Origin of the sequence: Bacteroides pyogenes DSM 20611 = JCM 6294 (genome assembly GCF_000428105.1) — a bacterium.
GTDB lineage: Bacteria > Bacteroidota > Bacteroidia > Bacteroidales > Bacteroidaceae > Bacteroides > Bacteroides pyogenes.
The window spans coordinates 37,488-51,361 of the sequence record NZ_ATZH01000032.1; the positions used below are offsets into that span (position 1 = coordinate 37,488).

Consider the following 13,874-nt stretch of genomic DNA (forward strand, 5'->3'; position numbering starts at 1 on the left):
ACTATAGTTTAATGTGAACAAAATTAATGAAAAATTGAGTGAAACTGTTCTAAATTAGTCGTTTTTGCAATTTTTATTAAATCTTTGTCGGCTTATTGCTCTCCATAGCTTTGACTGTTTGCCCGAAATGTTATATGGTTCATTCTCACACGATTGTTCAACGCAGTTTTATCTCTTAGATTGGCGAATTCAAAAACCGGCACATCTCCATTCCTGAGTATATATACTCACCGGACTGACTATATATGTATACCGGAGCAGATCAATATGCACATGAATTACACCGCTTTCTTCAGCACCATCTCCACCGGCTGCCCGTGGATGCAAGTCACCGTTACCACAGTCTGCCCGTCGCGTTCCGACAGGCTTACGTTTTCGAGGGATGACGCGAGTGTCCATCTTCCTTTCAGAACGATCTCTTTCCTTATCGGTCGGCTCGGCTCTTTGGTCGTATAGGTTTTCTCACGGATGTTCAGATTCGGATCGCACACGCTCATGCGCACTCCGCCGGCTTCGGCAACATACATCAACATCGTCTCGGCCGGAATGAATGTAACAAAGCTGCCTGCTGCGGGACGGTAATCGTCGAAGGCAGCGTATGCGGTAATGCCTGTCTGCTTATCGTAAACGGCATGAGCCGAGCGGTCGCGGCAGAGAAGCTGATAGGGAGATTCCTTCCGGGCTTTTTGCAGTTCCTCCGGTGACGGCTGGATAAGTACCATATATTCGTAAGAGCCGTCTTTCGGCGCTTTTCCGTGTTCGATCCATGCCGAAGCGAAAGTACCCACGGTCTTGGCGCGCGTCTTTTCATGGCGGGACTCTTGCACGGCAATCTGCGAGCGGACTGTTCCGTCGGCTACATGGTAGTAATTGCCGTAACCGTCGTACAACCAATAATCATCTTCACCCGCATGCGGGAGTTTCGCATCATCATCCGTCCGGGACAGGGATAACGGCGGCAAAGGAGCCGGTTTCTCCGTTGCCTTGCCATTGTATTTCGTTTGAAACAGGATCGTTTCGGTGGGATGTTCCGCATTACTGTTCGTAATTCCCGTGCCCAAACACACCATGCGGTTGTCAAAGCAGAAGACAGATTTGCGCGCCACAAAGTCGGGCGTAAAGTTATCCAGATTACGCTCCATCAGCTTCATGGCAAACATGCCGTTCATTCCCCCAAGCGAACTGCTCCCGGAGAAGTTCTCGGCGGAGTGTGCCATTGTCGTTCCCTTCAGCGGACTATCGAGAAGCTCGAAAGGCAGATGAATCGTCGTTGTTCCGGGCAGGCGGTTCCAGTCCCAGCCTTCCTGAACAAATCCGCTCCCGGCACGCGATACGGGATTGCCCTTACCCATGATCTGTACCGAACCGTAACTTTGATAACGCCCGTAGCGATTGTCTTTGGTATAAATCTCCGCTCCCCACACATCGGTAGTATATCCTTTCAGCGTCACCATCCAACCGGCACGGCGGAAGATGCCTGCCGAACCGTAGTTGTAGACGAAGAACCCCTGCGGAGCCCCGGCAGGCTTCACTCCTTTCTCCCTGAAAAGACGGGCGTTCGGAGTGTCACGCTTATGCAGCAGGCGCAGATAGTCGGCAGCCAGCCCGCGATCGAACGAATCACCCGCACCGGACAAATCGCCCGACAAGGCAATCTGTGCGAAAGCCTCCACGTCGTCCGCCCCCATCTTTCCGCCGAAAGGATGACGTCCGCCGATACCCGTTCCCCACTCATGCAGATTGCTATAATTGCGCATGGCTATAAAGGCGGATTTGAGATGCTGCCGTGCCTCTTCGGACAGCTCGAACGAAGTGCCTCCCGTAAAAGCGATAAACTGTCCGATGCCGGCAAGCGCTCCCGTCGTATAAGCCGGATAGAACCCTCCGTGGTGAAAAGTCGTTCCGTCTACCTTGATACCGCCAAGCGTGCCGGGTGTATAACGCAGCGACGAGGAGAGCCAGCGCGATAATCCGCGCAACGCCTGCTCCTGCTTCCGTCGATCGGGGAACATCATGGCGGAAATCGTTTTAGCCATCAGCAATGTGTGCCATGAATCGAGCAGTTCGTCACGGTCGGGCGGACAAGCCCGGCGGGTTTCCTGAAGCGCAGCCCAGAAACGCAGTGCAGACAAATACTCATCCCTGCGGGGATGGCGGTAAATCTCTTCGCGCATCAGCCATGCCGTGGTATAAATCTTACGTACCTGATAGCCGTAATGGTGGTTCGTCCCCATGCCGCTGCCGAATGCGAAACCCTGATCGATGGCGTAATCGAACACCGTAAAATAGTTCGCTTTCGAAGCCTCTTTCCCATTGCAATAAGCATCATACGCAAAGCCGGAGAGCATAGTCTCTATATCGTTCCACGACATTTCACCCTTCTTCTTATCCTGCTCGTCGGGAGCAACTATCGGAGCGCCGATAAATCCCGTACCTGCTACCGAAGGTGCGATTCCCGCCTTTTCGAAAGTCCGGTAAGCAGCATCGACACTCCCTTTGGGCGGTGTCTTTACATCCAGATACTCCGTCAAGCGGGCCTCTACCGTTTGCAGCTCTTTCTTCTGCGAAGCGTTCAGCCTCGAAAGCAACGGAATGTCATACGTCTGTTGCTCCCACTTCCACACCAGACACCAATGCCACAAGTCGCGGTTTGCCAGCCCATTGTTGGTGGGAAGCTGACGATCGGGCGTAGTGCGTGCGTTCATCTTCTTCTCCGGAAAGGTGAGACGGTCGATAAAAACACGTCCTTTACGTTCGGGGGCAACAAGGCGGTAAGCCACAACCTGCTTGTCTCTTTTCTCGCCCTTCATATACTCGAACGAAATCCAGCAAGCCCGCCAGCCCGCATACTGAAGGCGGTACGAAAACTCATAGGAAACCTCTCCCGCCGGATTCAGAAACTCAAACCGGATGGAGTCGCCCTGAAGCTTCTCATTGTATATCCAAAGCGTAATGCCGTACTGCTGTTCGCGCTTGGCGTTCAACGAGAGGGGAGCTGTCTTTACATCCAGCGTAGAGCCGGGCTGAAACTCCCACAGGAGACTTTGCTTGCCTTCTTTATAAAAAAGATAAGAGGTCTTTACTTCTCCTTTACCCCCGGCGGTGAATCCGGCAGGCACTCCCTCTTCGAAGCCGAAAAGCTGCCCGAAGGAAGAAACGAATGCAGGAATAGACAACAACAGAGTCAGACAATACTTTTTCATCGGAATTATAATCTTTTTAGTGTGAATTGTAATGTACCAAAACCTCTCTTGCTAAACAGGCTTTTAAGCAGAGAGGCTTTGGATTTTGTTTCAGAAGATTCATCAGACACCTGCGAGCGTCTTATTCATAAGGTATATACTCAGAGAGAATCTTCTCCTTATACCAAGGGTCGTCTATCTCTTTCAGTATCGTTCCCATCCGGCGGTAAAGCTCTTTCACCACATCGGCATGCTCTTCCAATGGGAGGTTACGCAGTTGGTACGGGTCGTTCAGATCATCGAACAGCAGACTCTTAGTCAGTTTCTTCGTCTCACGGTCGATGTACAATGCCAGCGTATAGCGTGCCGTCTTGACACCTCTCGAAGCCGGGAAGTAAGTCTGCACCAGCCCCTCCGAATCTTTCTCTCCGTCCATATTCTGAATATACAAAGCCGCGTCGGGACGAACCACATCCGCTTTTTCATCGAAGAAAAGAGGAGCGAAATTGCGTCCCTGCACTTCGGAAGGAATCGCTTCACTCAGTCCGCACAATCCCAACACGGTAGGCATGATGTCCGGCGAAGAAAGTAACAAATCGTCTACCCGAGGCTGTATCTTGGCAGGATAACGGACGATGAACGGAATATTCATCGATTCCGAATAAGGAGAGTTCTTCGGGTCTTCCGTGCGCTGACTGCACATCGTCTCGCCGTGGTCGGAAGCGAAAATGACAATCGTATTCTTGTCTGCCCCTATCTCTTTCAACGCTTCCAGAATCTGTCCGAACGCACGGTCTACCCCGGTGACGGAAGCAAAATAGAAAGGAGCCGATTCAGCTTTTTTCATGCTCAGGTCTACATTCGGGCGAATGAGCAGGCTGTCCAACGGACGGTCTTTATATAGGTTATAGTCCTGTTCTTCGCAGTCGCTCAACGAACGGTAAGGACTGTGAGGCGGATTCATGCCTACCATGATGAAGAACGTCTTTTTCGTATCGCGCACATTGCCTTCATTCTTCAGGTAAGAAACCACCTTACGCGCTTCATGCAGGGGCGACCACTCCTTCGGGTCGTGGCGCACACCGTCGGTATCCCAGTAATGCGGGTTCTTATGCTCATCGAACGTTCCGTAAGAATACCAGTAATTGAAACCGTGGCGGCGTTCTTTCGGCGTATAGGCATCCCATACCGGACGCTTGTCTTCCACATATTGTCCGGGACGTGCCGGGTCGTTCGGGGTGGGGAAGTCGGCATGCAGCTTGCCGAAGTAAGCACAGTCGTAACCCGCTTTCGAGAAAACGTCTCCGATACACTCCGCATCTTCGCGTAAAGAGCTGATGGGGCGGGTGGAGTTGCAGTTCAACGTCACACCGCTTCGGTTGGGATACATGCCGGTGAGCAACATTCCCCGGTGCGGACTGCTCAACGGGCAGTTGCTTTGCGCCGAAGTAAGTACCACCGACTCGCGGGCAAAAGCATTCAGGTTGGGAGTATGCACAGGATCACCCTGAAAGTTCACCTTATCGCGAAATCCCTTCTGATTCCATATACCCAAAGCCTGATTGCGGTATTGGTCGGGGAATACATAAATGACATTGGGATGTTCGGTTTCCTGCACCGTCTGTTTCGGAGCTTTGCAACCCTGTGCGGCGAAAATTGTCAGTCCGCTCATTAAAAAGTTTATCTGTTTATTCACGATAATGAATGATTAAAGAGTTATTAAAGCATGGCAAGCGCAGACTTCATTCCGCACGGCATGAGTCGACCTTGCCCGGTATAGATTGTAAATACAACATCCCCTTGTTTTACCCCTGTTTCATGAAGCAGAAGGGGGAGAAACAAAGGGATGGAATCTAAAGAAATCTATTTATCAAGAAATTAATTTCCATTTTTCTATTTAGAGACAGTCTCCAATTCTTTCTTTCTGTCGAGCGCTTCCAGAAAATAATAATCGGCATAGTTCAAAGGCACATCGATCTCCTGCCCGTGCGGAATGCTTCCTACCGAGTGCATCAGGATAAAGTTCCCGTTTGTTCCCACCTCCGCACGATAAGCGGGTGAGCCGAGACTCTCCATAATTTTGTCGGCAGTCGCTTTATAGCCGTTGCCGGGAAGGTATCCGTCGAGTTCGTACAATGCCGAAGCCGTACAGGCAGCAGCAGAAGCGTCGCGGGGTTCGTCAGGAATGTTCGGAGCGTCGTAATCCCAATAAGGAACCAGATCGGCAGGAAGATTCTTATGATTGAAAATGAAATCGTATATTTTTTGCGCCTGCTCCAGATATTTTTTATCCTTTGTGTAGCGATAGCAGGTAGTATACCCGTACAAGCCCCATGCCTGTCCGCGTGCCCATGCAGATTCATCGGCATATCCCTGCGCTGTCTGCCTTTTACGCACTTCTCCGGTCTCCGGATCGTAATCGACTACATGGTAGCAACTGTTGTCGGCACGGTAATGATGCGCCAAGGTAGTATCGGCATGCTTCACTGCAATATTATGGAAAGTGGAATCGCCTGAAAAAGCAGTCGCTTCGAACAGCAATTCGAGATTCATCATGTTGTCGATAATCACCGGGCATTTCCATCCGCGCGTACCTTGCCATCCCCTGTCGGCGTCCCACGACTGGATAACGCCTGCTCCCGGACGGAAACGGGTGGAAAGAGATTTCGCAGCTTCCACAATCACATCCTTATATTCGTTCTTGCCTGCCACGCGATATCCGTTCAGGTAACTACACCCTATCATAAAACCTACGTCGTGATGCCATTTCAGATATTTCACCGAGTCCAACGCTTCGGTATACTTTACTGCCAGCGGCAACCATTTCTCATCTCCTGTCAGCTTGTAAGTGAGCCACATGTTACCGGGGAAAAAACCGGAGCACCAGTCGTCGATGGGAATGTAAGAGATACTTCCGTCTTTCTTGACAGTTCTCGGATTCAAGATCTCTCCGGATGCCTCGATCAGATCGGTTTGAAGAGTGTGTTGAGCCACGGCATTGTCGATGTTGTCCTGGATGAAATCAGTCTCCACCTTCTTTTGTCCACCGCAACTCGTCAAAATAAAAAATGAAATTCCTAATGTGCTAAGAATTGTTTTCATAATACACGGATATTTTGTTAAGTGATTAATTTTCCGGCAACAAAAATACAGCATAAAATCAGAAGGCACCTTCCTAAATAATCCAATTGAAGGACAACTTTGGTACATTTCAAGGGATTGCCGTTCCGCAGACTCTTCAAAAGCGCTTGCAAGGACAAACGGGTAAATGCGTCTACACACGACGCACAGACCGACACAGCTTTTATTTAACAACCGATGTCAACGGATGGCGGTTGCCCTTTACGGAGTTAAGAAAAGCTTTTGCCGAACCGAAATTAAGGAACAGATCCAGTCTGACCGGAAGATGATTCTCATCATCCGTTACAAAGAAAGTAATCACCTCTTTCTGCTTCCCTTTCTTATTATATTCAACCAATGAAAAAATAAGACAGCGATATGTCACCCCGTTTTCCGCCTTCACGTTTTCCTTTCCCCGATAAATAAGCGTTTGTTCCTCCACTTTGCGTCCGGTGGCCATCGGAAACTTTATTTTATCTCCCGGTTTATAGTCTGCAGGATTATAAGAACGCGCTTGCGCAAGAATACTCAACATATCGTAAATACAACGGCTGTCACTGCCTTCCGATTCTTGCACTTCACCGTCGCGATGCGTACGTTTCTGTTTGATATGACAAAGCCCTCCCCGATATGAGAACCAGGCTTCATCTACCGTATATCGTTTCCCCTCTTCGGCTCCTTTGCGGAAATAGAGGGGTTCGAGCTTTTCACCCATGACACAGGTGAGCGTATCGCGCATTTTGAAAAAGAAGTCCGCGCGCTTACTGCCCACCGCAATCAGATTCATCCGATATGCAGATTTCGAGTTATGAGTGGTGGCGTTAGTCGTCAAACTCGCTAATCCGGCTTTCACCCAAACAAACTTCCAGTTAAAATACAAATCGTACATGACTTGTTCCCCCGACTGGAAGGCATTGTTCTTTGCCTCACACTGAGCGTTGGCGGACAAGGAAAAGCTCCCTGCCAACCATAACAACAAACCTATCGCCACTCGTCGCATACGGTCAGCGGCGGTTACGCTCCCGCCTTTCTCTATTCTTTTGTCTCTTGTCTTCATCCGCTTTCTGTTTTTTTAGTTCATCCGGCTTTTGCCTGTCTGCGGGAATAGCATGGATATCCCAATTTTGCGTGGCCTCCCACAATGCTTTATATTCCAAAATATTCGGATAATAATAAACTTCTTCGGGTTGCAGTCCTCCGGCAAAATCTCCGGTATCCCACTCACCGTTTCCATTCCGGTCGTTAATCAATCTGGCGCCGTACTTTCCGGGGTTCAAGAAATAGAAATCGGCCATTCCATCGACTACTCTCCGTCTGCGCACCACTTTATCCTGGGCGTCGAGCAACTCGACGAACGCCTGAGAATCCGCTCCGGTTATATTGAAATGAAGCGTGAAATACTCATCTTCACTACGTACTTTGAAAACCTGCTTAATTTTGTCTGTAGACAAGCCGTATATGCCGCGAAACGCAGCAGAATCTACCGAAACTTCATACTCGGCAGTCGGCTCCCAGTCATAGTACAAATTAAACTTTCTTATACTCAACGAATCTCTTTCGAAGTCGAAAGACAAATCTTTCCACAAAGTATCGACTTTTTGTCTCAAATGAATGAACGAACGCTCGAAACGAGCTACCGGCTCTTGGAAATTGAAAGAGACAGTCCCATATACATCCATAGACGGAGGAGCATTCACAGCCACCGGCAGATATTGCACGGGCGGAAGTTCATCCGCTTCGCCTCTCTTCTTTTTCTTTTTCTTAGGCTCTTCTTTCACCACCGGCTTCTGCTTCGACACCAGGTTCAGCGTATCCGTACGGGGAAGCAGGCGATCGAGCGTATCGGTATACAGATAGGTGAGGCTGAACGAAAGCGTATCTTGTTTGTAAAGCAGGGAATCCTTCACCCAGTAGTGAATCGTGTCGCTACGCTGCGATTTTTCAATGACAAAAGCATCCTTCTCTTCGAAATTCAAGCCTTTCAACACAGGCAACGTATCCACTTGTCCTGCAAAATAAAGCGTAAACTTATGGGGTACGAGCCGTTCGGATTTCGAGAGGGATCGCGAACGGTTGAGTTCCTTAAACGCACGGAGCACGATGTCATCGGGCAAGTAATGCGTATAGGCTCTCTCTACAATAGTATCATAAGTCAGCGAATCCACCCATGCGGTATCCATCCGTGTACGCCCTTCCATGCGGGGAATAATCAACGAGTCGCAAAAGGCGATCACCTCGCTCTTCTGCGTAAAAGCAAAGTTCTGGTCGGCGTCCATCAAAGCGTAGATACGGTATTCTCCGGGAGCAACGCCTCTGATAGAGAATCGTCCGCGGCTATCCGTCCGTCCTACCCTGTCGAGAGGAAGCTTTGTGAAAGCCGAATCGGCCGGATTGGAATGCAGACCTACCATTATTCCTTTGATCGGTTCCAAATTGGATGCATCGAGTACGGTTCCCGACACTTCCATCGTGTCTATCCGTTCGCCGGTAGAAAAAGTATAGGCAAAGTTCCCAAGAGGATTTCCCTCATTATTATCGACGATGGCATCCGAGAAATCTATCGAATAAGTAGTGTTTCCCTTCAACGTATCGAGCAGATTAACCCGTATCTCTTTACCCGCCGCTTTAATTTCAGGCTGCTGTAACTGCGGCGGAGAAATAACAATCTTCTCCCCCGGCTTTTCCAACTTGATAAACTCGTCGAACCGAAGGATGATCTTCCTCCTCGTACTGTTTACCGCTCCCGGAGGAGGAGTACTCCCGATAAAGCGCGGGGGAGTCTCATCAATCGGGCCTCCGTCCGGTCGCCCGATGCTGGCACAGGAATATAATGCAGCCGCCAGTGCAATCGCCGGCAATGACTTGCGAAGAATCTGCTGAATCTTTTGAGTGTCATGATATAACATGTCGCAAAAATAAACGTTCTTTACCAATAAACAGTACGTTTCTCGCTAATTTATCAAAAAACAAAAGATATTGCAATCCGAATCACTTCTAAAAACACAAAAAAACATACCCGAACGAAGAAATACCTAACAATAGGTATTGCATAAAACCGCACAAACTCTTACTTTTGCCGGCAATTGGCAACAGCCATCAACTACCGGAATGAAACGTATCAGACTGAAACAAAAGCAAAGGGCAGCCATCGCATGGATGTTATTTTTAATGCTGATGCCCCTATTTGTCGTGAAAGCCACACACTTTCACAATGATGCTTCATGTGCCGCCCATCATACAGAGCGGTCAGATAACCGGTCAGCCGACAATTGCGAGATCTGTCTTTTCGTGCTTTCCGACTTTACCGAAGCCGAAAGTTTCATTTTCCACCATTTACAAACATTCGTTCCTTTTATCCACCTTGTTACGGAAGAGAAAGGAGCTTGTGTAACCATACTCTCCCCTAGCCTGCGCGCCCCGCCGGCAACTGTTTAGCTGTTTCAATTTCACGCAGGAGATTTATATAAATAAACCTTGCCTGCTTTTTTTTCATGAAATGCATGAAAAGTTATTGTTTTATCCCCTGGGGTGAGGCGGTATTTCTTTTCAATACATTCTCCCTTTCAAACAATTCAATAGAAAATGATTATTCATACATATATAAGATATGTGTGTCTGTTCGTCGTTTTCCTCATCGTTGGCTCCTGCATGAATTTGCGGGGACAAACGATGTGGAAACAACCGACGTCGGAATTCACACGAAAAATCAGGCTACGTGTTATCGATGGCGAAACCAACGCTCCTATCGACGGAGCATACATATCAATAGGCGGAGAGGCGTTTATCAGTTCGCCGGACGGGTACGCCGCCTTACCGCAAAGGCTCAAACCGGAAAGTAAGGTTGCCGTACAGTGCTTAGGCTACAAGACACAAGTGGCAGATTTGAAAGCGTTGCCGCATAAAGGCTCGGTGTATATCATCCGCCTGATTCCGGAGGTGAAGCGACTCGCAGAGGTGGTTATCAGCAGCGAGCGGCAAAGCGCTACGGTAAATACCGTGAGCAACAAGCTTTCATCGGCCGCCATCGACCAATCGTTGGGAAAATCGTTGGCATCTCTGCTGGAGCAAGTCAGCGGCGTGAGTTCCATACAGACCGGGACCACCGTAGCGAAGCCCGTAATTCAGGGAATGCACGGAAACCGCATACTGATTATCAACAACGGAGCACGACAAACCGGCCAGCAATGGGGAGCAGACCATGCTCCGGAAGTGGATATGAACAACAGCGGCTCTATTCAGGTGGTGAAAGGAGCCGACGCCGTGCGCTACGGTTCGGAAGCGTTGGGGGGAATCATCGTAATGGATCAGAAAACGTTGCCCTTCCGGCAGAAGGAGCTGAAAGGCAAAGCAACATCATTGTACGGAAGCAACGGACACCGCTATGCCTTTGTGGGACAGATAGAAAGTTCATTACCCTTTCTCAGAAATATTGCCTGGCGGGTGCAGGGCACGTACTCCAACTCCGGCGACCGATCAACAGCCAATTATCTGCTAAACAATACCGGCACGCGGGAGTTCAATTTTTCCGCCGGTATCGGATACGACCGGGAGCGCTTGAGGATAGAGAGCTTTTACAGCCGGTACGACAACCGGATGGGGGTGATGCTGAGCGCACAGATGGGGAGTGAAGACCTGCTGGCCGAACGCATCCGGTTAGGCCGTCCCGTATTGGTAGATCCCTTTACGCGCAGCATTACTTACCCTCGCCAGCGAGTGGTGCACGAAACGCTGATAGGAAAGGTGAAATATGACACAGGAAGATGGGGCGAGCTCTTTTGGCAAGGTTCGTGGCAGAAAGACAAGCGAACGGAGAACCGCATCCGCCGGATGAACCACTCGCACATTCCTGCCATCGGACTTAACCTGAAATCGTTTCAGAACTTCGTCCGATGGAACATAGGGTACGGCGCGTGGCAAACCGAAGCAGGCGGACAATTCATGCTTATCGACAACTACAGTCAGGCAGGGACAGGAGTGGTTCCTGTCATCCCCAATTACACCGAAACATCGTGGGGAGCCTACGCCATACAGAAGTTTCACCGCAACCGCTGGGACGCCGAAGCCGGAATACGTGCAGACTACCAAGAGACAAGAGCCACAGGATACGACTGGACGGGAGTTGCCTACGGAGGTTCGCGTAAGTTCAGAAACCTCTCTTACAGTCTCGGAACCCGATATAAGATATCCAATCAGTGGTGGCTCACATCGAATTTAGGATTGGCATGGCGCGCCCCTCATGTGTACGAGCTTTACAGTAACGGCAACGAACTGGGTTCGGGCATGTTTGTGAAAGGAGATTCCACCATGCGCTCGGAACGAAGCTACAAATGGATTACGTCCGTGAACTATCGCACTCAGAAGCTAAACGTTCGTATCGACGGATACCTGCAATGGATAGACAATTATATCTACGACGAACCCGCGCGAAAGAATATCACCGTCATTTCCGGATCATATCCCGTATTCCAATACAAACAGACGCCGGCGTTCTTCCGTGGGGCAGACCTCGACCTCCGGTTCGTTCCTCTCCGTTCGCTGGAGTACCGTCTCATTACGTCGATCATCTGGGCAAACGAGCAAAGTTCCGGCAACTATTTGCCGTATATCCCGCCCATGCGTATCGACCACCAACTGACGTGGACACCCGCAATGAGGCGGAGCTTCGCGCCGCATCTGACCCTGAAGCACCGCTTCACAGCAAAGCAGACACGCTTCGACCCCAAGACAGACCTTATCGACCATACGCCTCCCGCTTACCATCTGCTCGGCTTCGAAGCGGGCGTGGAGTGGAGCGTAGGGAGGAAACATAAGATACGCTTCTTGCTGGCGGGCGACAATATGCTCAATAAAGAGTATAAAGAATACACCAACCGCTCGCGCTACTATGCCCATGACATAGGCCGCGACGTGCGTTGCTCCGTGCAATGGAGCTTTTAAAAACAAAAACCATTTATTATTTTATTCATTTTATAAAACAAGAAAAGATGAAAACAACAAATTTACTGAAAACAGCACTTATGTTCTTCATAGGGAGTTTCCTTATGTTGGGTTTTAACTCTTGCAGCAAAGACCCCGAAATTCCTAACGACGAAACAAAAAACAAACTTCATGAAGATCCTGTGAAAATGACCATCAAACTGGTGGAATGCCATCTGCATGCCGACTGGAATGAAATTCAAAAAGTGGGAGGTCCTCATCAGAACCCCGAATCTCCTGCCAAATACATGAAGAGAATACAGGAGATAACGTATGAGGTGAAACAGGGAGAAGGCTGGAAACTTGCCGAAGGAAGCCAAAGCAAATTTTATGTTCAGCAGTGCGGGAACTACCACAATCATGGAAAATTCACCCCCGCTCCTATCTATCTCATGTTTATTAATTACTACAACGTGAAAGGCGAACTGATGAACAACCAGTTTGTGGAGAACGGACAAGAGAAGATTCACCAACACTTCTTCACGCCGGTCAACATTAAAAGGACTTTCGACGGCATGGACGAGGCGGACGACCAAGACCCGAGCAAACTCATCGACTACCTCTATGTAGACACAACGCCTTGGGACAAAACAAAAAAATTAGACAAAGCGCAAATCACGGGAGGCGAAAACCCGATAGGGATGAAAGGAGCCATCCGCTTCCTCAAAGACCGCAAGGAGTTCGACTTGCAAATCCGCCTTTACCACGGATACGTTTCCAAGATCAACTCCAAAACGAATAAGTTCGACCCGTTCTACAAGCCCTCAGGCGGTCTGATACAACGCGGCACATGGGATATCAACGTCAAAGTGCCCGTTGTCGTTTTCTGGTCGCGTAACGATGAGGTTTCTGATATAGAAGAAGATACCAACTTGGATACCATAACCGAAGAAACGGTAGACGAAGATGGAAAGAAAGTGATCCGTTCCATCATGAAGACTTTCAACATCAGTTGGAAGGAAGCTGTTAAAGAATTCCACACCTACACTTATCAATCAGGAGATGGCGAAGCGGGCAGTATCTGGCTCTAAAGTTAGTTCTCCGGATTGAAGTTTCTTCGGGCGTCCTCCGAAGCGAACGGTGCGGTTGGCTATGGGTGACATCCGGGTTACCCATAGCCAACCTTTTTTACGCATAGCCGCAACGACTTCACTTCCATTTTTCCAATTCGGGGGAAATCACTATAAATCAACCATTTAAATCAACATCGGAATAAGCATTCATTTTCACCTTGGTGAGTATATATAGTCAGTCCGGTGACTATATATTGCCACCGCGGTAGCTATATATGGTCACCGACCATGAGTATATATAACCCGTTGGTTGAATTAAATTAGCGAATATTTTATCTTTCCAATCGGACGATGATTAGCGTAATTGACATATTGCATGAAAGTCATAGCGGCAATCTTTGCTGCCATGCGGGTGAAAAGTCCGCAGGATTGCTTTGCGTAATTTCGTATCATCATAAGCGTGTCGTTGAGTTGGGAGAATACGGTTTCGATACGTTTTCTAAACCGCTTGCAAGCCCATGATGTGGGCTCTTTCCGGTTCTTCTGATTCAGCCGATAGGGAACTTCCAGCGTAATGTTAGCG

General features: G+C 49.1%; 8 protein-coding genes and 1 pseudogene. 3 read left to right on the forward strand and 6 right to left on the reverse strand.

Annotated features, from left to right (window positions below; genetic code table 11):
• Nucleotides 1-278: 278 nt before the first annotated feature.
• The 5 genes from C234_RS0109230 to C234_RS0109250 all read right to left on the reverse strand — a co-directional run bounded on the left by C234_RS0109230 (nt 279) and on the right by C234_RS0109250 (nt 9,208).
• Nucleotides 279-3,203: a chondroitinase family polysaccharide lyase gene (locus tag C234_RS0109230; RefSeq protein WP_027325527.1), complete on the reverse strand. Its 2,925-nt coding sequence runs from the start codon at nt 3,201-3,203 to the stop codon at nt 279-281.
• Nucleotides 3,204-3,324: 121 nt separating this feature from the next.
• Complete coding sequence (locus C234_RS0109235; protein ID WP_148295198.1) at nt 3,325-4,854, reverse strand: sulfatase family protein; 1,530 nt, start codon at nt 4,852-4,854, stop codon at nt 3,325-3,327.
• Nucleotides 4,855-5,075: 221 nt separating this feature from the next.
• A complete protein-coding gene (locus C234_RS0109240) occupies nt 5,076-6,284 on the reverse strand; it encodes a glycoside hydrolase family 88 protein (protein ID WP_027325529.1) in 1,209 nt (402 codons plus the stop codon).
• Between the two features lie 202 nt (nt 6,285-6,486).
• A complete protein-coding gene (locus tag C234_RS0109245) occupies nt 6,487-7,359 on the reverse strand; it encodes a DUF3108 domain-containing protein (RefSeq protein WP_027325530.1) in 873 nt (290 codons plus the stop codon).
• The gene (locus tag C234_RS0109250) at nt 7,307-9,208 is read right to left on the reverse strand and encodes an Ig-like domain-containing protein (protein ID WP_027325531.1); all 1,902 of its coding nucleotides are present in this window, start codon (nt 9,206-9,208) and stop codon (nt 7,307-7,309) included. The genes C234_RS0109245 and C234_RS0109250 overlap by 53 nt, the downstream gene beginning before the upstream one ends.
• A 202-nt stretch (nt 9,209-9,410) precedes the next feature.
• Here C234_RS0109250 and C234_RS0109255 point away from each other — a divergent pair, with 202 nt between their 5' ends.
• The 3 genes from C234_RS0109255 (at nt 9,411) to C234_RS0109265 (ending at nt 13,309) form a co-directional block, all read left to right on the forward strand.
• A complete protein-coding gene (locus C234_RS0109255; protein ID WP_027325532.1) occupies nt 9,411-9,737 on the forward strand; it encodes a hypothetical protein in 327 nt (108 codons plus the stop codon).
• A 147-nt stretch (nt 9,738-9,884) separates the two neighbouring features.
• Nucleotides 9,885-12,239, forward strand: coding sequence for a TonB-dependent receptor (locus C234_RS0109260; RefSeq protein ID WP_027325533.1), 2,355 nt, complete (start codon nt 9,885-9,887; stop codon nt 12,237-12,239).
• 47 nt (nt 12,240-12,286) lie between these two features.
• On the forward strand, nt 12,287-13,309 hold the full coding sequence (locus tag C234_RS0109265) for a hypothetical protein (protein WP_051290223.1): 1,023 nt from the start codon (nt 12,287-12,289) through the stop codon (nt 13,307-13,309).
• A 297-nt stretch (nt 13,310-13,606) separates the two neighbouring features.
• Here the strand turns inward: C234_RS0109265 and C234_RS17660 are convergent.
• Nucleotides 13,607-13,874 (reverse strand): annotated as a pseudogene (locus C234_RS17660) (IS982 family transposase); the annotation flags it as partial.